Source organism: Methanothermobacter crinale (assembly GCF_055397825.1).
The window spans coordinates 1203788-1228629 of sequence record NZ_AP042450.1; the positions used below are offsets into that span (position 1 = coordinate 1203788).

The window sequence follows — 24842 nt, forward strand, 5'->3', positions numbered from 1 at the left end:
CTTCAGGATGTGGAATTGGGAGAGATCTGAACGCATTTGAAGGTGCAGGTCTTCTCACTGAAGCAGAAAAAGCCTATAAAGTGGGGGTATTTCACTAATTTCTGAATCATGAGTTTATACTAGAAGATATAGACTATCTCTTGGGGTGTTTTAAAAAAGAGGATTGAGATTTCTGTTGTGTGAGATGTCTCTGATCTCTTTAACGTGCCGCCTTAAAATACTTGGGGAGTTAGTTTACTTGGCTTCTATGTTAGCCTCCATCCTTGCAAGCTCCTTTTTTGATCTTTTAGCGAGCTCTGACAAGCCATTCACGATGTTTGGTGGTAGTGTGTCATTTCCCTGTTTTGCAAGTATTTCTGAGATGGCTGTTGAAAGTACAAAAATAGCATATTTGTGTTCCGCCTTTGTCCGATGGATGTGATGAGGGCTTATGTTAAGTGAAAAATACTTCTCACATTCCTTTTCTATGTCATAACCATTTTCAAGGTATTTTAGGATATATACTAGAAATTGATGTAGTTGTATCATTTCATCCTTATACATGGGCACCAGCCTCGACTCCCTCCGATATTAGAGTAGTCATCTTGATTATATAAAACTAATGTTAAAGAATCAGAAAATAATCCCTGATACACCCCCCCCAAATTTCTTTAATATAACCTTGATTTATATATACTATTTTCTTCTTTTATATACCTTGTGTAAAGGGAGGAGAAACTAGGCCTGATTTTCTGAGAAATTTTTTAACATACTCTCTAAAGCTGAGTCAAACCCAGCCTAGAACCCAAAAAGAATGCACTTAGATAGAAAACTCCAAATGATCTGTCAACATCCCCCAGTCCGATTCGATTTAATGAGCACGTGCCTCCACCATTTAAAACATGCAAAATACTTGTGAAAAACTTTCATTCACTTCACCAGAAAATTTTAGAAGGGTTTATCCCCGTTTTCAGATTGGGGCAGCTGTACAATGCCCATGAAATGGTGGAAGATCCTTTTTCCATGGGGGTGATTAAGATCCAGCTTCCCAGAACCTATGTGTATTTAAACTAACATCTGATAAAATTAATCTTTGTGATAATATGCAGATCATAGAATTCAAAGCTCATATGATCAAAGAACTTGTGAAAAGATCATCACCAAATATTGATAATGTGACGGAACCTGTTAAAACCATAATTGACGAGGTTAGGAAAGATGGTGATGAAGCCCTCAGGAAATTCACAAAGAAATTCGATGGCGCGGACATCAAAAACTTCAAAGTTACAGGAGAAGAAATAGAGGAAAGCTATAAGCAAATAGATGAAAGTGTGAAAAACGCATTGGATATGGCAGCTGCGAACATCGAAAAATTCCACAAACTACAACTCCCAAACCAATGGCTAAAGAAGATAAACAAGGGTATAATCGGAGGTCAAATTATAAGAGCAATTAAGAACGTGGGCTGCTACATACCAGGAGGGAGAGCAGTTTATCCTTCCACAGCCCTCATGACAATAATACCCGCCAAAATCGCTGGAGTTAAAAGGATAATCTGCTGCACCCCACCAGGCAAGGACGGAACAGTGAATGAAGCCACACTCGTAGCAGCTGACATGGCAGGGGCAGATGAAATATACAAAGTCGGGGGTGTTCAGGCCATAGCCGCCATGGCCTATGGAACTGAAACCATAGACCCTGTTGACAAGATAGTAGGACCTGGCAACATATTCGTGGCAGCAGCTAAGAAATTGGTCTATGGGGATGTAGACATTGATTTTATCGCAGGCCCTTCAGAGGTTCTTATAATAGCTGATGAAGAAGCTAACCCGGAATATGTGGCGGTGGAGATGATCGCCCAAGCCGAACACGACCCAGAGGCGGCCTCAGTACTTGTAACACCATCAAGGAGTCTTGGAGAGAAAGTTTATAATATCCTAGAGGATAAGATTAAATATGCTAAAAGGGGCGAGATTATAAGAAAGTCCCTTGAAGAGTATGGTAGGATAATCATCGTAGATGATCTTGAGGAGGCCGTTTATTTCAGTAATGAATATGCCCCTGAGCACCTTATAATAATGACCAAGGCCCCTGAGATTTTATTAGATGAGATTGAAAATGCGGGGTCCATATTCCTTGGGGAATTAACATCAGTTTCTGCGGGAGATTATGGTTCGGGGACTAACCATGTACTGCCCACCAGTGGATGTGCAAGAATGTACTCAGGATTATCAACAGAATCCTTCCTGAAAAAACCCACAGTACAGATATTATCAGAGGAGGGTCTTAAGACCCTCGAAGATATTGTAATTCCACTCGCAGAATACGAAGGACTCTACGCACATGCTGAATCCTTTAAAAAGAGACTTATGAGGTGACAACTATGCTTGATAGGAGATATTCAAAGGAAATCATACCATCACTTGACGGATCCCAGACTATCCTCATGGGCTGGGTGCATGAAATAAGAGACCTTGGAGGGATAATATTCATACTACTCAGGGACAGGGAAGGCATAATACAAGTCACTGCTCCAAGTAAAAAAACATCAAAAGAACTTTTCAAAAAATTAAGAAAACTGAAAAAAGAATATGTTATAGAAGTCCAGGGGACGGTCAAAAAATCCCCCAAAGCTCCAAGAGGCGTTGAAATAATACCCTCCAATGTAAAAGTCCTGGCCGAATCACAGCAACCATTACCACTTGATCCCACAGGGAAAGTTAAAGCCGAACTTGACACAAGACTAGACTCAAGATTCCTAGACCTTAGAAGACCCGAGATAAGCGCAATATTCAAGATAAAAAGCAAAATGCTACACTTTGTGAGGGTTTTCCTCGAAAAGGAAGGTTTTATTGAGATAAACACTCCTAAGTTGGTTGCTTCAGCAACCGAAGGCGGTACAGAACTATTCCCCATAACATACTTCGAAAGGGAAGCCTTCCTAGGCCAAAGCCCACAACTTTACAAACAGATGATGATGGCAAGCGGCCTCGACAAAGTTTATGAAATAGCACCCATATTCAGAGCAGAAGAACATGACACCCCCAGACACTTAAACGAGGTCATATCCATTGATATAGAAGCGGCTTTCATGAACCATGAAGATGTCATGAAAATACTCGAAAAACTCATCGTAAAGGTCATAAAAGACGTCAAGAGACATTGCAAGGACGAACTCGAAATCCTAGGCAGAGAACTTGAAACCCCAAAACTACCATTCGAGAGACTAGAATATGAAGAAGTCGTGGAAATAGTCAACTCAAGTGGAGTCCACCTCAAACATGGGGAAGACCTCTCAAGGGCCGCTGAAAAAGCCCTGGGCGAGACAATGCCTGGGTATTATTTTATAAAATCTTGGCCAACGAATATAAAACCATTCTATGTAATGCCGAAGGAGGATGATCCAAACAAGAGTTACGCCTTCGACCTCATGTACAGGGACCTTGAAGTATCCTCCGGTGCCATGAGAGTCCATGAACACGACCTCCTAGTTGAAAGGATTAAAAGACAAGGATTAAACCCCATATCATTCAAAAGTTATCTTTCAGCCTTCAAATATGGCATGCCGCCACATGCAGGTTGGGGTCTTGGAGCTGAGAGATTCACCATGGCACTATTAGATATCAAAAATATTAGAGAAACCGTATTATTCCCAAGGGATAGGAGAAGATTAACCCCATAAAGTGATTTGATGATGGGCGCCTCCACAAAAGAAGGAAAAAAAATCGCTGAAAAAAGTAGGAAGATAGTGAAAAAGCTTATAAAAGACAAGATAGAAGGGTTATCCCCAGAGGAAGCTGCGATCATAGAGAGGATAGTTCACTCCACAGCCGACCCAGAATATGCTGATATCACTAGGATGAGCCAAGATTTCATACCCAAGACCATAAAAGTCCTAAGAGACCTCGAAGATATACTAGTAGATGTTGAGATGGTGAAAGCGGGAATATCCTATGATGGAAAAATCAAATGTTATATAAATCATCCAAATGTTATAAAGAGGGCTAAGGATAAAAACATGACTAGAGCAGCCGCTGCAATGGAATACGCGGCCTCAAAGGACTTCAATGGGGTTGTGATAGTGGGTAATGCGCCAACCGCACTCCTAAAGGTGATAAAATTGACAAAGAGTGGTATGGGTGTTAAATCTATAATAGGAGTGCCTGTTGGTTTTGTAGGCGCCGCTGAATCCAAAAAACTCCTCACAAGAACAAACATACCCTACCTTACAACTTCTGGTCCGAAGGGTGGGACGCCAGTTGCAGTGGCGGCCGCAAACGCCTTAATAAACCTCACAAAAAAAGGGGAGGAATATTAGATGATATCAGAGAACTTGTTTAAAGAAGCCCTTGAAGTCCTGCCTGGTGGTGTGAGCTCACCAGTAAGAAGATTCGAACCATACCCCTTCTTCGCCAATAAGGGTGAAGGGTGCATGCTCTATGACATGGATGGTAACCGTTACATAGATTATTGTCTAGCCTATGGTCCCCTCATCCTTGGACACGCTCCAGAGAAGGTTACAAGTGCAGTCTGCGAACAAATTAAAAAGGGCAGCACGTATGGCACGCCAACCAGGGCGGAATTGGAACTTGCAAAACTTGTCATAGAAAGGGTTCCGTCCGTTGAGATGATAAGGTTTGTAAATTCGGGTACAGAGGCTACAATGGCCGCGATAAGGCTTGCAAGGGCATTCACTGGCAAGGATAAAATAATCAAGTTTGAGGGTGCATATCATGGAGCCCATGATTATGTATTGGTAAAACCAGGATCTGGCGCGGCAGCAACCCCCGATTCACCAGGCATACCCAAAGATACGACAAGAAACACTATATTAGCGCCTTTCAATGATGAAGAAGCAGTTACAAATATAATAGAAAAGAATGACAATATCGCAGCAATACTAGTAGAGCCTGTGATGGCTAATATAGGATGTATAGAACCAGAGGACGGCTACCTAAGATTTTTGAGGGAAATAACAAGTGAAAATGGTATACTCTTAATATTTGACGAAGTTATCACCGGTTTCAGGATAGCCCCTGGAGGTGCCCAAGAATACTTTAATATACCAGCAGACCTTGTAACCTATGGGAAAATCATAGGAGGAGGATTCCCCATGGGTGCCATTGCAGGTCCTCGAAGACTAATGGAACATATATCACCTGCAGGTGATGTTTATCAAGCCGGCACATTCAATGGCAATCCTGTATCGGTAACTGCGGGTATAGTAACCCTCAAGGAATTGACAGAGGATCTCTATAAGGAGCTTAACAAGAAAGGTGAAATGGTAAGAAAGGGCATAAGGGATATCCTAGAGGATAACGGTTTGGAATTTTATCTGGCAGGATTATCTTCAATGTTCCAAGTCTACTTCACCCAAGGGAAAGTTAAGGATTATAGTAGTGCCAAGACAGCTGACCTAGAAATATTCAAAAAGTATTTTCATGGACTACTTAAGGGTGGGGTATTCGTGCCACCCTCACAATTTGAGTGCTGTTTTATCTCAGCAGCTCACAGGAAAGAAGATCTTAACACGACATTAGAGGTGATAGAAGAATCCATTAAAAGGGCTGTGAAATCCCCATAGGGTGCCTTTGCAATGTTTATTGTTTAAGTTTTTCGAATCCGATGTATGTTAAGAATTCTACAACGGAAGTTTGTGGGACTACAATGATATTTCCCTGGGCATTTTGCTGGATAGCTTCATCCACCAAGATCATGAATTTATCCCTATCTTTTGTAGCGTCTATTATGGCATTTATGAGGGATTTCACGGCATCCCCACGGGTGTATCCGGTTTTCTGCTCTTCTCTTAGGAAGTATATTGAATTGCCTGAAACATGACCTTGCCCTTCCACATATACTGGTCCCATCCTCGCCAAGATCGCATCAACGGCCTCTGGTGTTACTATAACTACAACATCTGTTTTTTTACCAGTATTATATTCCACTATTTCTTGGGCGAGCTTCGCCCCTTTCTCGGTGTCATTTTCCCAAAGGGCATCATGAAGGTACCATTTTTTAACACCCGTAGCTTTTAGGGATGGTGGTGGTGTTGCCGTTGGATGGGCCATCTGCCCTGGATAGATAGATTCTATACTTGTTATATCCCCATTATCTAATGTTATGATGAACGCCATGTCAACCGCTCCTATACCCGGCCTTGGCTCGCTTGGGTCAACGCATAAGAGCAGCACTTTCTTCTTTCCTTTCATGACATTCTGAAAGTCTTTATGTACAATAAAAGAGAGAATAGTACCTGCAAGGATGATTATTACTATGAATATTATAATTTTCCGGTTCATGGATGTGATGTTATCCTCCCCATTATATAAATCCTATGTAAGTAAAGCTTGTGCTATGGTGTTAAATTGGGGGGATACGAAGCCTAAAATTGCATGAGGAGAATATATATCCTGGACTGTCTGTCATTATATGCTTTGAAAACATGAAAATTTTTTTGATATCCATTTTAATAGCGGCGATCCTCTAATAGTCTGGGAAATTTAGAAAATCAAAATGATTAAAAGGATGATTATGATGACTATTGATATAAGTATATAATTAGAACCTCTGGACGTTCTATGGGTCTTAATTTCCTCTCTTTTATCTTGGACTGTGGAGATAAAATTCTGAGCATTATCATAGTCTTTCTCGAGCAAATTTTCAAGTGTAATTTCACCCTCTTTGGAAGTTCTGTTGGTAGTTTCATCAACTTTCTGAAGTTTTTCCGTGTAGGCCTCTTCTAGGGAATCATAATGTTGAAGTGAGCCTCCACATTCACATGAGACAAAATCAGAAGGGCTTTCACCTTTCTTCAGCTTATAATAGCCTCCACATTCTTCACAGACTAGATAGCCTTTAGAATCGGACTTTCCAGCCTTTGGCAACTGGAACCCCCCCACTTAACACCCCCCCACAAATTAAACATCATTATTTTGGGGGAGAGTATTTGGATTTATTTTATATTATTGTTTATAGATAAACCTTTTGTATATACCATTAAAAATTCTATTATAACTAGAGGCGTGAATAAAATTTTTTTTGAGAGGCTTCCAATATGGTGGTTATAGTAGTAGGGGTTGGTGAAAACAAAAATGTTGAGACAGCAGCGAATAATATGGATTTTGAAGTTCTTTTATCCTATTCAGAGGATGAATTTATTAAGATGATCCATGAGGGCATTGGGGATGCGTATGTGAGGGGTTCTTTAAATTCAGCGCCCATAATAAAAGAATTGCGGAAAATAGGTGATCCTAAAAGGGCATCTTTTATAGAATTGGATGATCACAGTTTTCTTTTAGCTCCTGTTGGTATAGATGAGGGGTTCACAATAGATGACAAGATAAAAATAATAGACTACTGTTCCAGGTTTATGGAAAAGATAGGAATGAAAGCTACAATAGCAGTTATTTCAGGTGGCAGGCCCCAAGATATTGGGAGAGCACTTGAAATCGATAAATCCATCAAAGAAGCCGAGAAGTTAACATCAATGATAAAAGATAAATATGATATAAAACATTATTATATTCTGATAGAGGATGCTATAAATGATGGACGTAATCTGATTCTAGCCCCAGATGGTATAACAGGTAACCTAATATTTAGGAGTCTCGTGTTGATTGGATCAGCTAGAAGTCATGGGGCTATAACCCTTGGGATAGACCCTATTTTTATAGACACTTCTAGAGCCCAGACTGTCAAAGGCTATGAGAGAGCGTTAAGATTCGCATATAAACTTGTCAATATGAAGGAGGATGGGGTATGAAACTCCTAAAGCCACTCTATAAACTCTACGAATGGTACATTTTAAAAGATCTGAAAAAAGAGAAAATGCCGAGGCACGTAGCCATAATAATGGATGGCAATAGGCGCTACTCAAGATTACAAGGCAGTAGGGATCCTATACAAGGCCACCAAAGAGGTATTAAAACCCTTGAAAAAGTACTAGATTGGTGTATAGACCTTGGAATAGAAATCGTTACGGTGTATGCGTTTTCCACCGAAAACTTCAAACGTCCCAGGAGGGAAGTGGAAGGGCTTATGAGATTATTCGAGGAAAACTTTAAAAGGGTTGCTGAAAATGAGAAGATCCATGAAAATCGTGTGAGGATCAAAGCCGTAGGCAACCTTGACCTCTTACCCGAGAACGTGAAGGAAGCTATTAGAATAGCTGAAAAGGCCACTGAAGAGTACGATGATAGGATCCTTAATATTGCAATAGGCTATGATGGGCGGCTAGAAATAGTTGAGGCCACCCGGAAGATAGCGCAGATGGTTAAGGAGGGTGAACTCGACCCAGAAGACATCGATGAGGATACTATAAATGATAACCTTTATACTGCGGGTTTAGAGGACCCCCACCTTATCATAAGGACTAGTGGAGAGGAAAGATTGAGCGGATTCTTGCTCTGGCAATCATCTTATTCTGAATTATACTTTTGTGACAGTCTCTGGCCAGAATTTAGGAAAGTGGACTTTTTAAGGGCTCTGAGATCGTATCAGAAGCGTGAGAGGAGATTCGGCGTCTGATAGTGGGGGTTTGATAGGATAATAGATATTCACTGCCACATAGACTTCAAAGAGTTTAACAAGGACAGGGAAGAGGTTATAAAAAGGGCTAAGGGAGGATTAACCGCTATCATAGATTCTGGAGTCGGTCTCGGGGGCGTTAGAAGATCCATCAGATTATCAGAAGAACATAAACATTTCATATACCCTACACTTGGTTTACACCCCGTAGACGCGGCTAGGATGGGAGACGAGCTCATAGAAACCATCATAAAAGAGATAGAAGATAACATAGAAAAAGCCGTGGGGGTTGGCGAAACAGGATTAGACTTCCACCATACAAAGGACCTTGAAGGTCGCAGAAGGCAAGAAAAGATCTTCAAATTATTCATAGAACTTGCGAGTGAATATGAGCTTCCACTCATAATCCATGCAAGGGACGGTGAAAAACAAGCCTTCAAAATCCTAAAAGAACATCCACTAGAAGATGTGATATTCCATTGTTATAGTGGCAGCCTAAACACTGCAAAGAATATAATAGAAGAGGGGTATTACCTTTCATTCTCTACTATGATATGTTTCATAGACCATCATCAGAGACTAATCAAAGATTTGCCACTTCAAAGTATCCTAACAGAGACAGATAGCCCATACTTGTCCCCATTCAAGGGTAAGCGGAATGAACCATTATTTGTAGAGGAAGCTGTGAAGAAAATAGCCCAACTAAAAAATACAAGCATCCAGGAAGTCGACAGAACAACGGAAAAAAATGCAAAGAAGATATTCAAAATATGAATCATTCTAGGACTTCCCTAGCTGCTATTAGAGCATTTATAGCAGCAGGAAACCCAGCATATACTGACATTTGTATTATAGTTTCGATTATTTCCTCCTTCGTGCAACCCGCATTAACAGCACCATGGATATGACTTTTAAGCTGTGGAGTGGCACAACCAAGGGTTGTTAAAGCGGCGATAGTTATAAGCTCCCTAGTTTTAAAATCAAGAACGCCACGGGAATATATTTCACCATAAGGGAACTCAGCAATTATACGCGCGAAATCAGGGGCTATACTCTCTAGTTCTTTTTTAAGTTTCTCATATGAATCCCTATGAATCCTATCCAATATCTTCAATCCCCTCTCATACCTTTCCATAATCTTATACCTCCCTAAGGCTAATATATCATCCAACAATAATAAAGTGGGGGGTGTACAATAAGTTGAAACCTTATGTCATATTAAATGCCGCCATGACACTCGATGGTAAAATAGCAACACACACCGGAAGCTCAGAAATATCAGGAAAAGAAGACTTGATAAGGGTCCATAAACTGCGCAGAGAATGTGACGCTATAATGGTAGGGATAAACACAGTACTCATAGACAACCCCCGTCTAACAATACACAAGATAAAAGCGGACAAGTCAGAAAACCCCACAAGGATAGTTGTCGACAGTAAGGCAAGAACGCCCCCAGATTCCAGAATACTCAACAAAGAGGCTCCAACAATAATAGCAGTTTCAAAAAGCGCCCCAGAAGAAAAAATCAAAAAATTATCAGAAAAGGCCAAGATAATCACAGCAGGTGATGATAAAGTCAACTTAAAAACCCTAATGGCTGAACTAGGAAAAATTGGCATAAAAAAGTTAATGCTAGAAGGCGGTTCAACCTTGAACTTCTCCATGCTCAAGGAAGGCCTCGTAGATGAGGTGAGGGTTTGCATAGCACCCATGATAGTGGGTGGTGTTAAGGCAAAAACACTAGTAGGCGGCCAGGGAATACCCTATATGAAGGATGCTATAAAACTAAAACTCGAAAAATACTACCCACTTGGGGAGGATCTCATCCTAGAATACAAGGTTATAAGATCCATAAGAAGGGAGGATACTCAAATTGCTTGAGGAAATCTATGAGAGAATAATCAAGTTAAGAGAGGATGGATGTCAAGATGGTCTCAAGAGCATTTGCCGCATGGATGAATTTTATTTCAATCAACTGATGGCCCGCCTACAAAAGGAGATAGAAATCGTGAATAAGTATAACCCCCCGGCAAGGCCCGCTTTGGATCCCCTAGTATCCACAGAACTTGGAATTTACCGGGGCGACGACTACCAGATAGGCCGATTACTAGGTTACCCAGAATGTTGCGTGAAAAGTTTTTCAGAAGAGACAAGATTCGCAATAGATAAAGATCATTTGAAAGAATTAGAAGAATTAGACGCGCCAGAGGGGGCTTGTGCACTCATACTACCATCAGGTTTCATACCTTGCAGTTTAAAATGTCCAAGAGCATGGGAAAGTAAATTGATAGCCTATGTAGACTCTGAGGAGTACCAGATGATACTAGAACTTGAGGAGGAACTTAAAAGAGAATTACCACACTTTCATCTAGGCTACAATGAATATTATGAGAAACTTCTAATCAAAAAAAAGCCAGGATAATGGGGTTACCTCTTCCTCCATATATAGATTAAGAGCAGGGCTAATCCTATGATAACACCATAATCTAGGATATGGAATATGGACTTTACGGTTGGCCAGTGAGGGCCAAGGGTGTATCCAATGTATGTTAAGGCGAAACACCATGGGATCGATCCTATGAGGGTATAAATTGTGAATTTTTTCAAGTCCATTTCAGCTATCCCCGCAGGTAATGAAATGAATGTACGTATACCAGGGAGAACCCGGGAGATGAAAACTGCTTCATGACCATATTTTGCAAACCACTCTTCCGCCATTTCAAGTTTCTTCTTTGTGATAAGGATGTATTTGCCATATTTTTCAAGTAATGGTCGGCCACCATAAAATCCTATAATGTATGCTATCAATGAACCTATAAGGTTTCCTAGAGCTCCTATGATTGTAACGCCGAGGATGCTCATACCACCCTTCCATGCGACGTATCCGCTGAATGGCATTATAACCTCACTAGGCAGTGGAATGCATGCACTCTCAAGGATCATACATATAAAAACGCCAAAATATCCGGTTCCTTGGATAAATTCAATGACGATATTGCTCAGATGCTCTAAAAAACTGAATTTTAGGAATATTAGCGTCATGTCTCTTTTTGCCTCTGATAAAATTATAGGATTTGGAAGGTATTATGAGAATTTTTTGAATGAGTGGGGGTTGAAGCCGAATCTTATTAATGTCTGTTTGTCTTCTTCTGTGAGTTTACTTTCGGAGGTTGGTGGTACTGGTTTTCCGCTCTTTGCTAGTATGGTTCCCCCTTTTCTTTGCGCGCCTAGGAATTTGCCTCCATCCCCATTTATTATGATGGTACCGGATTTCATGTCAATGGCTGTGAAGTCATCGGCATTTCCATCTATTATTACTGTGCCTCCACTTAGTAGGGCTCCTGTGTTCCTACCAGCATTTCCATCTACTCTTACAATGCCCCTTTTCATTAGTATACCCGTGGAAAGGTCAACATTGCCTTTATGTATTATCTGGGCTTCCACGTCTAGGCGCGCCCCAATCGTGTCTCTTATACGCCTATCATCTATTATAAGCCTGTTACCTGTGAAGGTCGCTCCTATTAGTTTTTCTCCTTGGAGGCCGTTGGTGACTATGTCCGTTATTGATCTGAATTTCTTATAGCCTTTCTTGTCAGATTCCACTTCTATAAGGTTCCCGATGGGCTCTTTGACCTTGCCTTTGACGTATATACCCCCTTTTAGCATGCTTATACCCATCCTGGTGTCAACATCACCCTCTATGATAACATCACCTACGTCTATTGCCTTTCCCGCTCCCCCGAAGAACTTTAGATCGACTCCCATACTTGAGCATGTCCTATGACCAGCATCTCCTAATATTCTGAGGGTACCACCATTTTTCAAGTGTTCTACGATGTCCTTGTATGTGTGGCCTGTTCCGGGTATTTGGTCTTCTGGTTCGAGTTCTTCACCCTTTTGTTGCCAATAGAAATTGTAAGTGAAATCTGCTATGCAATCTACGGGACCATCTGGTTCTATTTCAAGGATGTTTTCCCGGTCACTTTTCCTTTTCAAGAAATTGAACAATTCACTCACCTTCATCAGGATCTTATGTTCTTATTTGTAATATGAACTAAATAATATTTTAGAGAAAGAGGTGGAGATTCTGGTATGGGAGAAGTTGTTAGGTTCTTGTCAGATATTGGTGTTGACACAAGATTTGTGAGTGTAATGAAGGATGCTGTCCTTATAAATAATCTCAGGTTTTCAAGGTTTTCCAGGAGGCGGGAGGAACTGTTCAAGAAACATTATCCTAATATAAAGGTTGTGAGGTCTAAAATTTTCCAGATGATATGTTCGAGGGTTTCCCGCGTACTATCAGCCGAATTAGAACCTCATCAGAGGATATTTGTCAAGGAAGGTGATGATCCGCTTTCATACACGTTATATGCTGTATTGGAGCCCTACACTAGAAAATATGGTGTCAGTTTAGTTTCCGGGCCGGAATTTGATTTTATCGCATCTCCATTAACACTGGATCATATAATAGCTGATGCTATAGAGAAGATGATTAATGGAAAGCTTATTGTTGGTCCTCCAAGGGAGGATTATAGGGGGAGGTTATTGTATCCTCTATCCAGGGTGCCTGTAGCTTGGATTGAAAGATGGTTGGGAGTCGGGCCGATAAGAGTAACAGGGGATAATGTTGTCGAGGAGTTTCTTGGGTTCTTTGAGGAAGTTTTCCCACAATTTAGAGAGAACATGCTGAAATCCTTAGATTATATCAAAGAGGGTGTTATTTGAATTGTAGTAGTGTTGTCTGTTTTTCCTTGATTGGAGGATCCTCTCTTTCCATTTTCTTAATTTTGGATGGTTTTCTCTTCCCTTTAAGTATCTTGAATTCTTCATTGGTTAATTCTAAATATTTTCTGATCTCCTGGGCAGTTTTTTCATCTTCTAGGATTATCTTGAGGTAGGGGAATGTTGTGATGGCAACCTTTTTTGATATGTGCAGTTTTTTTGAGATCTTTTCCGCCAGATTATCTATTATTTGGCGTTTGGTCTTTGTTCTCCCAAAGAATTGGAATGATCCGGGTCCTGCGTATCTTGTAAATTTCTTATAGGTTTCATCCTTTGATAGGGCCACTCCCACTCCTATATGTTCTGATGCATAGCGCCAATATATGTAGTCTCTTGTTTGTGTCGCTCTTCCGAAGAATATGTCGGCGCGGGAGAGATGATTGTAGGCTTTTCTTATCTCGTGGGGTTTTTCATATTCTCTTGGGATGTTCTCTGCTGTGAATTCAAGTAATAGTTGGGGGTCTTCGTCGATTTGCATGGCTTCTTTTATATGTCTAATATTTTTGCTCTTTAGGATGGCTCTTATAGCGTCGAATAGGCCCGGGAAAACATCTTTTTCACCAGCTTCTAGGAGCTCCGCTCCGATCTTCTTTTCTCCTTTTGCCATGGCCTCTAGGTCGTTTATGGCGGATCTTAGGTCCCCATGTGATCTTTTGGCGAGTTCTCTCAAAATTTTGGGGTCTGCTTCTATGTTTTCTTTTTGGCATATCCTTTTGAGGAATGCTACTATTGAGTTTGGGTGTGCTTTTCTGATGGTGATGATTTTACAAGCTGGTTTTATTGTTTGAAGTTTTTTACTGTAGGGGTCGTTGGCTGTTAATACTATGGGATGTTTTGATTCTTTTATTATCTTGTTTATTGCGCGCACTCCTCCGCGGTCTTCGTTTCCGTGGATGCCGTCAACTTCGTCGAGTATGATGAGTTTGAGGTTATCATTGAATAGCGATTTGGTGGTTGATGCTTCCCCTATAATGTTCATGAGGAGGTCATGGGATCTTTTGTCACTAGCGTTAAGTTCTAGTTTATCTGAGAAGTGAGATCCTATGATATGGGCTAGTGTTGTTTTTCCAGTGCCTGGGGGTCCTATTAGTAGGAGTGGGTGTTGTGGTTTGCCATTTTTCCATGCTTGGATCCATTTTTTTATTTCTTTGATGGCCTTTTTGTTCCCCACCATTTCATTGAATGTTTTTGGCCGGTATTTTTCAGTCCATGACATCATCTTGCCCCGATCACTTGGATAGGAATGTTGTGAGTAATGCTTCTAATTGTATTCTTGGATTTGCACCTTCTCTTATCCTGAAGTCGTATTCTCCTATGGAGTCAACGAATTTTATGTAGGTTTCGACTTCTATGGATCCTTCCATGGCTAGTCTTGATACTTCCTGGTATATCTGGTCTACCATGTCTTCCCCACTTACGCCTTGTAGTATCATTATCTCCCTTAAAAGGTTCCTGGCGTCCATGAAATCTCCTTTGAGGGCCGTTTTTATCATCCTACGGACGTCCTTCGGCCGGGCTCTCGAAACTACCTCGTATATTGTGTCTTCAGTTATCTTTTCTTGTAGTGAGGCTGCTGCTTGTAATATGTTTATGGCCTTTCTAAGGTCACCCTCTGATAGATATGCTATGATGTCTAGAGCCGTTGGTTCATAGTCTAGTTTTTCTTCCTCTGCGATATATTTTAGTCTTTCTTTTATCTGGTGGCCTTTGAGTGGTAGGAAGCGGAATATGGCGCATCTTGATTGTAGCGGTTCTATTATCCTCGATGAGTAATTGCAGGAGAGTATGAACGCTGCAGTTTTTGTGTACATTTCCATTTCTCTTCTGAGGGCGTGTTGGGCGTCCCTTGTCATATTGTCTACTTCGTCGAGGAATATTATCCTGAATGGTGCGCCTATTGGTTTTAGACGGCAGAAGTTTTTGATGTTGGTCCTTACAGTGTCTATTCCCCTTGCATCAGAAGCGTTAAGTTCTAGGAAGTTTTGCTTCCAATTTTTTCCTAGTATTTCCTTTGCCAATGCTAGTGCTGCTGTTGTTTTACCGACTCCTGCAGGTCCTGTGAACATGAGATTGGGCATGCTTTTCTGCTCAACATAGCGTTTAAGCCTTGATATGATGTGTTCTTGTCCCACTATATCTTCTAATGTTCTTGGCCTGTATTTTTCAACCCATGGTCCTTCCAATTTTGATCACCTTATGATTTCTAGTATTGCCTCTTCCATTATATCTGTGGGGGCTTCTTTTCCTGTCCATATCTTGAATGATTCTGCCCCTTGGTATACTAGCATTTTTATTCCTGATATTGTCCTGGCCCCTGCCTTTTCGGCTTCTTTTAATAATCTTGTCTGAGGTGGATTATAGACTAGATCTTTCACGATCAGGTTCTTATGTAATATCTCCGCGGTTGCGAGGGGCTTTGCATCGGTATTTGGGTACATTCCAACCGGTGTTGTGTTGATGAGGATATCCGAGTCCTTAATCTTCTCTTTCAAGTGTTCTAGGCCGCCGGCGAATACGCTGGTTCCTAGTTTGTTTTTTATGTCCTCTGCTAGCTTCTTGGCGTTTTCAGGTGTCCTGTTGAGGATGTGCAAGCCCCCTATATTATAGGAGACTAATTGAAATGCGATAGCCCTTGAAGCCCCACCAGCACCCAATATTATAATATTCTTGTCATCGAGTGTTGTCACCTCTTCAAGGGCTCTTACACAGCCTAAGCCGTCTGTGTTGAAACCCCATACTTTTCCGTCTTCTAATTTTAAAGTGTTAACTGCTCCTATAAGCTCTGTTGTTTCATCTACTTTGTCGACGTAGTCTAGTATATCTACCTTATGTGGGATTGTGACATTAAGGCCTTTTATATTAAAGGTTTTCATGGCTTCTATCGCCTCTTTTGCCATTCCTTTTTTCACGTGGAAGGCTACGTAAACATAGTCCAGGTTTAGGTGATTGAATGCAGCATTATGCATGATGGGTGATAGGCTGTGTTCCACAGGATCCCCTATCACCCCAACAACATTGGTTTTTCCTGTTATCATTTTATCAAGGGCCTCCTCTTTTCTTAACTCCTTTGGATAGATCCAAGTATATTTATTTGTTGTTGATGATAATATATTCTATCACGATCATGAGAGGGGAATAAAGGTGCTTGCAAAACAAAGATTTGTACTTGATACAACTGCATTTACTGATAAACAGTTAAGGGATCTGATAGGCTCTGGTGATCTGCATAAGTCAGTTGATAAGCTGCTCGACCTCATAGCGAGATCCCGTATCAGATTAAATATAAGCTGTCATATGCCCCCAGTAACTTATAAGGAGTTCACTGATTATATGAACAGGTATAGTTGCCCAGAGGATATTCTTGTGAAGGCGGAGACATGGATAGTGAAAAAGACACCAAACCGTTATGATACTCAGATACCATCCCAGGTTTTCTTCGAGTATGTCCGGGACATAAGGGAGAGGATGAACAAGGGTATGAGGATCTCAGAGGCCGCCATATGGGAGGCTGCAGTGGAGGCCATGGTAATGGCCTCGAAGGGTGTTAAAAAGAGCAGAATAGAAATGGAAGTTATAGGCGGGGCTATAAAGGACTTCAGGAAAAAATATAGGAGCGCCCTCCGCAGGGGGACCCTTGACAGCGCCCCAGATCTTGACGTTTTATTATTGGCTAAGGAACTAGGTGCAGGTGTTGTCGCAGCAGATGAAGGCATCCAAGTATGGGCTGAAAGATTAGGTTTAAGATTCCTTGACGCAATATCATTCCCCAAAATGTTGGAGGAATACCTTAAATATTATGAATAGTCCACGGGGGAGAATACATGGAGATAACAAGGCCACGTGGGACAAGAGATTTTTTATTCAAGGAGATGAAAAAGAGAAAAGAAGTGGAGGAAACCTTGAAGAAAATCTTTGAAACTTATGGTTATCATGAGATAAAAACTCCAATCTTCGAAGATTTAAAACTCTTCACTTTAAAATCTGGAGAAGAGATAGTGAAACAGATATACCATTTCAAGGATAAAGCAAACAGGGAATTGGCTTTGAGGCCAGAGCTTACAGCACCGGTCGCCAGATTATACTTGAATGAGATGAGAAAACATCCTAAGCCTATAAAATTGTACTATTATGGGAGTTGTTTCAGGTATGAGAGGCCGCAGGCTGGTAGATTCAGACAATTCTGGCAGTTTGGATGTGAACTTATGGGTGCGGAATCCCCGCAGGCGGAAGCAGAGGTGATAGCATTAGCAGTGCATTGCCTGCGAGAACTTGGCCTCAAGGAATACAAGTTACATATAGGACACCTTGGCATACTTAGGGGAATATTAGAAGATGCTGGGATAAAAGGGGAGCCGCAGGATAGAATAATGGGCCTTATCGATAAAGGGGACTTGGAAGGACTTAAACTCCACTTGGAGAATATAAAAGCAGACAAAACCGTGAAGAACCTGTTATTGTCCATCATAGGCATGAAGGGCGGACTGGAAGTGCTTGAAAACCTTGAAAGCATGGTTGGGAGTTGCGAACCCGCCCTAGAATCTATTGAAGACCTCAGAAGGCTCGTAATGCTCCTAGATGATTTCAAGGTTGAAAAATATAACTTGGATTTGGGAATTGCAAGGGGATTAGACTACTACACTGGTATAGTATTCGAGATTTATGTACCGTCATTAGGGGCCCAGAAACAAATCTGTGGAGGCGGCACATACAACCTCATAGAATTGTTCAGTGGCGAAAAAATCCAATCAACAGGATTCGCATTCGGATTCGACAGACTAGTAGCAGCCCTCAAAAGACAAGAAAATGAGATTTTCCAATTTGCAAAGGTTTTCGTGGCCCCAGTTTCAGATTCAACCCGTCCATCAGCCTATAGGATAGTCCAGGGGCTTCGAGAGGCGGGCATACCTTCAGATGTCGACCTTTCAAGTCGGAAACTGAGGAAAATATTATCATATGCAGATCATCTCAACGTGGAAAAAGTCGTCCTCGTAGGTGAAAGGGACCTCAAGGATGGTAAAGTCACTGTCAAAGACATGAAAACAGGCACTCAAGAGCTTGTAGAAATTGATAAGATAATAGAATACCTCAAGGAGGAATAAAGATACTAAATTTCAGACATGAAATAGGCGGGGAGAAGCTTATAATAGCAATAGCCCAGGACAAAAATACTAACGAGATCCTAATGGTGGCATATATGAACAAAGAAGCCCTACAGCGGACAATAGAGACCAGTATGGCCCATTACTGGAGCACATCAAGAAAAAAAATCTGGTTAAAAGGTGAAAGTTCAGGACACATCCAAAGGGTGGATGAAATTTTAGTGGATTGTGACATGGACGCCATTATACTCAAAGTGGAACAAAAGGGTGGCGCATGCCATACTGGTCATTATTCCTGCTTCTATAGGAGGTTAATCCCCCCAAAAAAGCTGGAGAATATAGGGCGGAAGGTTTTCAATCCTGAGGAAATCTATAGGGGATGATTAAATATGAGAATAGTCCCAGATACAAGCGTTATTGTGGATGGTAGAATCACAGATATAGTACAGGAAGATGAATTCAAGGGGAGTGAAGTTATAATACCTGAGGCCGTAGTCTCAGAACTAGAATATCAAGCGAACAGGGGCCGTGAAACAGGATTTAACGGTTTAGAGGAGCTTAAAAATTTGCAAGAGTTGAGTAAGGGGAATATAATCTCCATAAGCTTCGTTGGTAGAAGACCCACACTAGATGAGATAGCCCTTGCAAAGGGTGGTGAAATAGATGCCATGATAAGAAGCACAGCCAGAGAACATAATGCCATACTAATTACAAGTGACAGGGTACAAGCAGAAGTTGCAAGGGCACAAGGACTAGAAGTAATATACATACAACCAGAAGTCCTAGAATATGATAAACTCGAGATAAGCAAATACTTCGATAAGGACACAATGTCGGTACATCTAAAAGAAAACGTTGTCCCCATGGCAAAAAAAGGAAAACCAGGAAAAATAGAACTTGTCAAGATAGGATCCAAGCCACTTAAACGTTCAGAAATTCATAGGATGGCCCGTGAAATAGTTGAAAGGGCCAAGAGCGACTTGAAAAGTTTCATTGAAATAGAAATGGAAGGCGCCACGGTAGTCCAATTCCGTGAATATAGGATATCCATTGCAAGACCTCCATTCTCAGAGGCCATGGAGATAACGGCTGTAAGACCAGTTGCAAGGGTTTCACTCGAAGATTATAGTTTATCTGATGAATTAATGGAACGTTTAAGGGACACGGCCAAGGGCATAATAATCGCCGGGGCCCCTGGCGCTGGTAAAAGCACATTCGCCCAGGCAGTCGCCGAATTCTTCAGCAAGGAAATGAATGCAATAGTCAAAACAATGGAATCTCCAAGAGATTTGCAAGTAGGTGATGAAATAACACAATATGCTCCAATAGAAAGGGACATGCAAAAGACCGCTGACATACTACTCCTTGTAAGACCAGACTACACAATATATGATGAGCTGCGGAAGACAAGAGATTTTAGGATATTTGCTGATATGCGCCTTGCAGGTGTGGGCATGGTTGGAGTGGTCCACGCCACCAGGCCCATAGACGCCATTCAGAGGATAATAGGACGAGTAGAACTGGGGATGATACCCTCAATAGTGGATACGACCATATTCATCGAAGATGGGAAAATAAAAGCGGTCTATGACATCTCCCTAACGGTTAAGGTACCAAGTGGCATGGTTGAAGCAGACCTTGCAAGGCCTGTTATAGAGATCAGGGATTTTGAAACAGGAGAACTGGTATATGAGATTTATACTTATGGTGAACAGACCATAGTAATGGAAGTTTCTACCATTGCTGAAAGAAAAACTCCAGCTCAGTTAATCGTTGAGAGGGAAATTGAAAAGGAGTTCAGCAAGCGGCTACCCCCCGGTAAATTCAAGGTCGAGCTCGAATCTGATGAAAGGGCGAAGGTATGGGTTGAAGAGAAATATATACCCCAGATCATAGGCAAGAAGGGTAAAACCATCGAAGAGATCGAAGATAATATAGGGATAAGCATCAACATAGAACCTCTCAAAAAAGTAGAGGAAAAGAGCTTAATAAAGGTTCCAGTAGATATATCTGGGAATTATGTGGTCCTAGAGTTCGGTAAAGATTCCATAGGAGTATCATATGATATACTAATAGATGATGAATATTTGTTCACAGCCACAGTAGGGAAAAAAGGCACAATAAAGATAAAAAAGGATATTGAATTGGCAGAGATGATATTAAACGCAATGAGGGAGGGAGTGCCGATAAAAGCCCGTTTAAGGTCTGAAACATGATATGGGGGTATTTTTTGGATTTTGGAGTTTCAACATTAGCCTTGCACCCGGCACCACTTAATATTACCCTAGAATACCTAGAGGGACTTGGTATCAACTATTGTGAGATAATCAACGAATACCCATTAGATAGGATACAGGAGGATCTAATCAGCTCATACTCCCTCAAATTCATAGTACATGCTCCAATCTCTGATGTTAACATAGCCTCTCCAAATAAGAGGATAAGAAGATCATCGATAATGGAGATAAAATCTTCACTGGACTTGGCAGCGCACTTGGACTCGGATAAGCTAATATTACATCCTGGCAGCGTACCATTCCTTGCAAGAGCATACAAGGATAAAATCATAGGATATAATCTCCAGTCACTCAAAGAACTTAAAAAGTATGCGGATGATCTGGGCGTGACACTCTGCCTCGAAAACATGCCAAGGATGGAAGGCTACCTCTACAATAACTTGAAAGAATTACAAAAACTGGTAGAAGAACTGGAGATCATGGCCACCCTTGATATTGGCCATGCCCATACCATGGGTTACACAACCAAGGACATCAGAATAGAATTAGTAGGCCATATACACCTCTCAGACAACGACGGCTTAAAAGATTCCCATAATGCCCTTGGAACAGGGAGCATAAACTTCCCTGAATTATTCAAGAACTTGAGAGGATATAATGGTATCCTAACAATTGAAGTGAAGAGTAAAAAAGAGTTAATTGAAAGTTTAACTTTCCTTAAAAAATTAAACCTACTTTAGGTGGTATATGATGGATAGGAAAATTGCCATAATAGGAGGAACCGGAGATCAGGGCATGGGATTGGCCCTAAGACTCGCGATGGCGGGTGAAGATGTTGTAATAGGCTCAAGGGATTCGAAGAGAGCCCAGGATACAGTGGACAAGATAAAAGAGATGACAGACGCGCCCGGGTTGAAATTGGAGGGTATGAGTAATGAAGATGCCGCCAGCCTAGCAGATATCATAGTATTAACGGTACCATTACATGCCCAGATGGCAACCCTAAAGTCCATAAAGGAACACATCAAAGGTAAGATTCTCATAGATGCTACAGTACCCCTTGAAAGTTCACTTGGCGGCTCAGGTGCAAAATACCTTGACCTATGGGATGGTTCAGCCGCTGAAAGATCTGCGAAATTCCTAGAAAACGTGGTCGTAGTATCGGCATTTAACAACATAAGTGCCTATAGCCTGCTAAACTTCAAGGAAGATGTGGACTGTGACTGTCTCATAACATCAGACGACGAAGAAGCCAAGAAGATCGTGATAGAACTTGCAGAGAAAATACCAGGGGTCAGGGGCATAGATTGCGGATCCCTAGAAAATGCTAGGATAATCGAGAAAATAACACCACTACTCATCAACCTTAACATGAAAAACAAGATAAAGAATGCTGGTATAAGGATAACAAAAATTTGAGGAGAATCCAAATGCTCCTCGAAACCGTAAAGAAGATACTGGAACATGCCTTGAAAGTCGCGGAAAAAATCAACAAAAAAGACCTAGACAAGATCATAGAGTTACTCACAGCATCAAAATCCATATTTGTATTGGGCAGCGGCAGGTCAAAACTAGTAGGTGAAGAATTCGCAATGAGACTCGCCCAATTAGAACTAAATGTCCATGTGATCGGAGACTCCACAACCATCACACCCAGAGAAGGCGACCTTATCATAGTTATTTCAAGTTCAGGGGACACAAGCAGCATAATAACAGAGGCCAGGAGATTAAAAAAGAAGGGTGTCAATATCATAGGAATAACAGCAAACCCAAGATCGGAACTCTCAAAATTATCCGATATCATAATAGACGTAGGACCATGGAGAGACTACCAAAGGGAGATAAAGGAGGAAAGAGAGGATAACATAACGCCACTTGGCACATTATATGAGGATACAAGCCTCCTAATATTAGATGGTATAATATCCGAGTTAATGAGAAAAGTTGGAAAAACAGAAGGAGACCTTGCAGAAGCACACTATTAAAGGGTGAGAAGGCTTGGACGGTCAGTTTGCAGGTGATACGGTAACAGTACAAGCGGATAATATGGCCCTACGCCTAAACCAGAAGAGCTACTATGGGAACCTAGAAGGCGACCAACTCAAACTGTCACTGGTAGAAGCGGCCTATTTACAATGGAAAGGCAAACTTTCAATATGGGATGGTAAAAAGAGGATAAGCTTCAATGAACTCTTATCCATCCTAGACAGGCGCGGCTTATACCAGAAGTTCATAGTCTACAGGGATCTTAGAGAGAGGGGTTACATAGTAAAAACAGGTTTCAAATATGGTTCAGAATTCAGAGTCTATGAGAGGGGTAAAACCCCAACTAAGGACCATTCAAGTTACCTTGTAAGGGTTCTACATGAGGGCACAAAACTTAAAATCCTAGACTTTTCAAGTTATGTGAGAGTCGCCCATGGCGTTAGAAAAAAATTAATCCTCGCAGTAGTTGATGATGAAGAAGACATCACCTACTACATGGTAGAATGGATCAGACCATAGGTGAAAAGCATGATAGACCCCTGGAGTTCAAGAATACTAGAATACAATAAGATAATGGAAAACTTCGGCATAAAACCATTCAAAGAAATTCTAGGCGAGATAAAAGATCCCCATTGGCTCATGAGAAGGGGTATAATCTTCGGCCACAGAGACTATGAGAGGATACTCGCAGCCATAAATGATGGGAAAGACTTTGCAGTGGTGACAGGGATGATGCCCAGTGGCAGGATGCACATCGGACATAAGATGATAGTTGACCAGCTCATCTGGTATGATGAACAGGGAGCGGAAATCTACATCCCAATAGCTGATATGGAATCCTATTCCGCACGCGACATCGACTTTAAGGAATCACGAGAACTCGCAATCAAAGAATATATAAGTAGTTATATAGCCTTGGGCTTAGATCTTACACAGGACAATATAAATGTTTATCTGCAATCAGAGAATCTCCTAGTGGAGGATCTTGCTTATATATTCGCGAAAAAGGTTAACTTTAACGAGTTAAGGGCCATATATGGTTTCACTGGTTCGACCAACATGGCACATGTTTATGTCCCCCTTATACAAGCAGCCGATATACTACACCCACAGTTAGGAGAGTATGGGGGTCCGAAACCGACTCTTGTACCGGTAGGACCTGATCAGGACCCTCACATACGCCTTACAAGGGATATAGCATCACGTCTCCAAAAAAGATATGCTTTCATCCTTCCCTCTTCCACATATCACAGGTTCATGAGAGGACTTACTGGGGGTAAAATGTCAAGTAGCAAACCAGCCACTGCAATATTCCTAACAGACACGCCAGATGAGATTGAATGGAAGGTTAAAAATGCTAAGACGGGTGGCAGGGAGACCCTAGAGGAGCAGAGGAGACTAGGGGGCGTTCCAGAGGATTGTATCGTATATGAGATCTTGTTATATCATATGGCGGGCTCTGACAATGAACTTAAAAGAGTATATGAGGATTGTAGGAACGGCACACTTATGTGCGGTGAATGTAAAAGTAATGTTGCAGATTATATGCGAAGATTTTTTGAAGAATTTTCAAAGAAGAGAAAAAAGGCTGAGAAAATTGCAGAATCCATACTTGACAAGGTGCACCAATGAATATCATAGATCTTTACAAAAGGAATAGGGATTATCTTATCATATCCATCCTAATATTCTTGGGATCATTTTCCCTAGGATACTTATTGGCAGGATTCTTGGATATCTTGTTAGCCCCTCTGATGAGAGAATTTAAAAAGAGTGTTATAGAAGAGGGTATAACCATAATCTCCATATTCTCCCATAATTTGCAGGCCATCCTCCTATTATATCTTGGCGGTTTATCCCTAAGCATCTTCACGGGTTTATTCCTTGCACTTAACGGATTATTTATGGGATATTTCGCCACGAAGGTCCCTGTGGTTGATTTCATATTATTAGTGGCCCCACATGGCATGTTCGAGATCCCAGGTATTATAATCGCGGGTGTGGCGGGTTTCAGGTTATCAAGTTTCATCATCCACTTTATGGGGGATCTTATAAGAGGCCCAGGGTCATTCACCCAGAAATTGAAAAAATCCTCCGATAATAATATAAGAGAATTTAAGGATTCTCTACTCCTATTCCTTATAGCTGTCATACTCATACTCATAGCGGCCATAATCGAAGCGGAGTTCACATTAACATTCTATTATATGATAAAAGGGTTCTAATGAGG

General features: G+C 41.3%; 29 protein-coding genes. 20 read left to right on the top strand and 9 right to left on the bottom strand.

What is annotated here, in order from left to right; genetic code table 11:
- Nucleotides 1–234 precede the first annotated feature (234 nt).
- Nucleotides 235–543: a UPF0058 family protein gene (locus ACZ5XX_RS06935; RefSeq protein WP_464583829.1), complete on the bottom strand. Its 309-nt coding sequence runs from the start codon at nt 541–543 to the stop codon at nt 235–237.
- A 539-nt stretch (nt 544–1082) separates the two neighbouring features.
- Between ACZ5XX_RS06935 and hisD the strand changes: the two genes are divergently transcribed.
- Genes hisD through hemL form a run of 4 tightly spaced genes read left to right on the top strand, consistent with a single transcriptional unit; the run spans nt 1083 to nt 5563 of the window.
- A complete protein-coding gene (gene hisD / locus ACZ5XX_RS06940) occupies nt 1083–2357 on the top strand; it encodes a histidinol dehydrogenase (RefSeq protein WP_464583831.1) in 1275 nt (424 codons plus the stop codon).
- A 5-nt stretch (nt 2358–2362) separates the two neighbouring features.
- Complete coding sequence (gene aspS / locus ACZ5XX_RS06945; RefSeq protein ID WP_464583833.1) at nt 2363–3661, top strand: aspartate--tRNA(Asn) ligase; 1299 nt, start codon at nt 2363–2365, stop codon at nt 3659–3661.
- Between the two features lie 9 nt (nt 3662–3670).
- Nucleotides 3671–4297 (top strand): cobalt-precorrin-8 methylmutase, encoded by a 627-nt coding sequence (locus tag ACZ5XX_RS06950; RefSeq protein ID WP_464586298.1) that lies wholly within the window; start codon nt 3671–3673, stop codon nt 4295–4297.
- Nucleotides 4298–5563 carry a glutamate-1-semialdehyde 2,1-aminomutase gene (gene hemL / locus ACZ5XX_RS06955; RefSeq protein WP_464583835.1) on the top strand — a complete coding sequence of 422 codons (1266 nt, stop codon included), beginning with the start codon at nt 4298–4300 and terminating at the stop codon, nt 5561–5563.
- A 16-nt stretch (nt 5564–5579) separates the two neighbouring features.
- On the opposite strand, the gene ACZ5XX_RS06960 is transcribed toward hemL, so the two are convergent.
- Both ACZ5XX_RS06960 and ACZ5XX_RS06965 read right to left on the bottom strand, forming a co-directional pair.
- A complete protein-coding gene (locus tag ACZ5XX_RS06960; protein WP_464583837.1) occupies nt 5580–6281 on the bottom strand; it encodes a DUF4012 domain-containing protein in 702 nt (233 codons plus the stop codon).
- A 201-nt stretch (nt 6282–6482) separates the two neighbouring features.
- Nucleotides 6483–6866 carry a hypothetical protein gene (locus ACZ5XX_RS06965; RefSeq protein WP_464583839.1) on the bottom strand — a complete coding sequence of 128 codons (384 nt, stop codon included), beginning with the start codon at nt 6864–6866 and terminating at the stop codon, nt 6483–6485.
- A 170-nt stretch (nt 6867–7036) separates the two neighbouring features.
- Between ACZ5XX_RS06965 and mtxX the strand changes: the two genes are divergently transcribed.
- The 3 genes from mtxX (at nt 7037) to ACZ5XX_RS06980 (ending at nt 9282) form a co-directional block, all read left to right on the top strand.
- Nucleotides 7037–7744: a methanogenesis marker protein Mmp4/MtxX gene (gene mtxX / locus ACZ5XX_RS06970; RefSeq protein ID WP_464583841.1), complete on the top strand. Its 708-nt coding sequence runs from the start codon at nt 7037–7039 to the stop codon at nt 7742–7744.
- Nucleotides 7741–8508: a polyprenyl diphosphate synthase gene (uppS, locus tag ACZ5XX_RS06975; RefSeq protein ID WP_464583843.1), complete on the top strand. Its 768-nt coding sequence runs from the start codon at nt 7741–7743 to the stop codon at nt 8506–8508. The genes mtxX and uppS overlap by 4 nt, the downstream gene beginning before the upstream one ends.
- 78 nt (nt 8509–8586) lie before the next feature.
- Nucleotides 8587–9282 (top strand): TatD family hydrolase, encoded by a 696-nt coding sequence (locus ACZ5XX_RS06980; protein ID WP_464586300.1) that lies wholly within the window; start codon nt 8587–8589, stop codon nt 9280–9282.
- A gap of 1 nt (nt 9283) precedes the next feature.
- Here the strand turns inward: ACZ5XX_RS06980 and ACZ5XX_RS06985 are convergent, their stop codons facing one another.
- Nucleotides 9284–9643 (bottom strand): carboxymuconolactone decarboxylase family protein, encoded by a 360-nt coding sequence (locus ACZ5XX_RS06985; RefSeq protein WP_464583845.1) that lies wholly within the window; start codon nt 9641–9643, stop codon nt 9284–9286.
- 65 nt (nt 9644–9708) lie between these two features.
- Between ACZ5XX_RS06985 and ACZ5XX_RS06990 the strand changes: the two genes are divergently transcribed.
- Nucleotides 9709–10389, top strand: coding sequence for a 2,5-diamino-6-(ribosylamino)-4(3H)-pyrimidinone 5'-phosphate reductase (locus tag ACZ5XX_RS06990; RefSeq protein WP_464586302.1), 681 nt, complete (start codon nt 9709–9711; stop codon nt 10387–10389).
- Entirely contained in the window at nt 10382–10930 is a 549-nt protein-coding gene (locus ACZ5XX_RS06995; protein WP_464583847.1) for a DUF483 domain-containing protein, read from the top strand. The genes ACZ5XX_RS06990 and ACZ5XX_RS06995 overlap by 8 nt, the downstream gene beginning before the upstream one ends.
- 5 nt (nt 10931–10935) lie before the next feature.
- On the opposite strand, the gene ACZ5XX_RS07000 is transcribed toward ACZ5XX_RS06995, so the two are convergent.
- A complete protein-coding gene (locus ACZ5XX_RS07000; RefSeq protein WP_464583849.1) occupies nt 10936–11550 on the bottom strand; it encodes a DedA family protein in 615 nt (204 codons plus the stop codon).
- 42 nt (nt 11551–11592) lie between these two features.
- Entirely contained in the window at nt 11593–12504 is a 912-nt protein-coding gene (locus tag ACZ5XX_RS07005; protein ID WP_464583851.1) for a hypothetical protein, read from the bottom strand.
- A 96-nt stretch (nt 12505–12600) separates the two neighbouring features.
- Here ACZ5XX_RS07005 and ACZ5XX_RS07010 point away from each other — a divergent pair, with 96 nt between their 5' ends.
- On the top strand, nt 12601–13233 hold the full coding sequence (locus ACZ5XX_RS07010) for a hypothetical protein (RefSeq protein WP_464583853.1): 633 nt from the start codon (nt 12601–12603) through the stop codon (nt 13231–13233).
- Here ACZ5XX_RS07010 and ACZ5XX_RS07015 read toward each other — a convergent pair.
- The 3 genes from ACZ5XX_RS07015 to ACZ5XX_RS07025 are packed head-to-tail and all read right to left on the bottom strand — an operon-like array spanning nt 13226 to nt 16325.
- Nucleotides 13226–14506, bottom strand: a complete 1281-nt coding sequence (locus ACZ5XX_RS07015; RefSeq protein WP_464583855.1) for a replication factor C large subunit — start codon at nt 14504–14506, stop codon at nt 13226–13228. The two genes, ACZ5XX_RS07010 and ACZ5XX_RS07015, sit on opposite strands and share 8 nt — an antisense overlap.
- A gap of 13 nt (nt 14507–14519) precedes the next feature.
- Nucleotides 14520–15473, bottom strand: coding sequence for a replication factor C small subunit (locus tag ACZ5XX_RS07020; protein WP_464583857.1), 954 nt, complete (start codon nt 15471–15473; stop codon nt 14520–14522).
- A 6-nt stretch (nt 15474–15479) separates the two neighbouring features.
- Nucleotides 15480–16325: a shikimate dehydrogenase gene (locus ACZ5XX_RS07025; protein ID WP_464583859.1), complete on the bottom strand. Its 846-nt coding sequence runs from the start codon at nt 16323–16325 to the stop codon at nt 15480–15482.
- A 106-nt stretch (nt 16326–16431) separates the two neighbouring features.
- On the opposite strand from ACZ5XX_RS07025, the gene ACZ5XX_RS07030 reads away from it, so the two are divergent.
- From ACZ5XX_RS07030 to ACZ5XX_RS07075, 10 genes are read left to right on the top strand one after another with little or no spacing between them, the layout of a single operon-like run.
- On the top strand, nt 16432–17094 hold the full coding sequence (locus ACZ5XX_RS07030; protein ID WP_464583861.1) for an RNA ligase partner protein: 663 nt from the start codon (nt 16432–16434) through the stop codon (nt 17092–17094).
- A gap of 17 nt (nt 17095–17111) precedes the next feature.
- Nucleotides 17112–18389 (top strand): histidine--tRNA ligase, encoded by a 1278-nt coding sequence (gene hisS / locus ACZ5XX_RS07035; protein WP_464583863.1) that lies wholly within the window; start codon nt 17112–17114, stop codon nt 18387–18389.
- Between the two features lie 2 nt (nt 18390–18391).
- Nucleotides 18392–18772 carry a phosphoribosyl-AMP cyclohydrolase gene (hisI, locus tag ACZ5XX_RS07040; RefSeq protein WP_464586305.1) on the top strand — a complete coding sequence of 127 codons (381 nt, stop codon included), beginning with the start codon at nt 18392–18394 and terminating at the stop codon, nt 18770–18772.
- Between the two features lie 6 nt (nt 18773–18778).
- The gene (locus tag ACZ5XX_RS07045) at nt 18779–20605 is read left to right on the top strand and encodes a PIN domain-containing protein (RefSeq protein WP_464583865.1); all 1827 of its coding nucleotides are present in this window, start codon (nt 18779–18781) and stop codon (nt 20603–20605) included.
- Between the two features lie 14 nt (nt 20606–20619).
- Entirely contained in the window at nt 20620–21366 is a 747-nt protein-coding gene (locus tag ACZ5XX_RS07050; protein ID WP_464583867.1) for a sugar phosphate isomerase/epimerase family protein, read from the top strand.
- Nucleotides 21367–21376: 10 nt separating this feature from the next.
- Nucleotides 21377–22045, top strand: coding sequence for an NADPH-dependent F420 reductase (gene npdG / locus ACZ5XX_RS07055; protein WP_464583869.1), 669 nt, complete (start codon nt 21377–21379; stop codon nt 22043–22045).
- Complete coding sequence (locus ACZ5XX_RS07060) at nt 22042–22611, top strand: SIS domain-containing protein (RefSeq protein WP_464583871.1); 570 nt, start codon at nt 22042–22044, stop codon at nt 22609–22611. The genes npdG and ACZ5XX_RS07060 overlap by 4 nt, the downstream gene beginning before the upstream one ends.
- A 13-nt stretch (nt 22612–22624) precedes the next feature.
- Nucleotides 22625–23131 (top strand): tRNA-intron lyase, encoded by a 507-nt coding sequence (endA, locus tag ACZ5XX_RS07065; RefSeq protein ID WP_464583873.1) that lies wholly within the window; start codon nt 22625–22627, stop codon nt 23129–23131.
- Between the two features lie 9 nt (nt 23132–23140).
- A complete protein-coding gene (locus tag ACZ5XX_RS07070; RefSeq protein WP_464583875.1) occupies nt 23141–24244 on the top strand; it encodes a tryptophan--tRNA ligase in 1104 nt (367 codons plus the stop codon).
- Entirely contained in the window at nt 24241–24837 is a 597-nt protein-coding gene (locus tag ACZ5XX_RS07075; protein ID WP_464583877.1) for a stage II sporulation protein M, read from the top strand. The genes ACZ5XX_RS07070 and ACZ5XX_RS07075 overlap by 4 nt, the downstream gene beginning before the upstream one ends.
- Nucleotides 24838–24842: the final 5 nt, after the last annotated feature.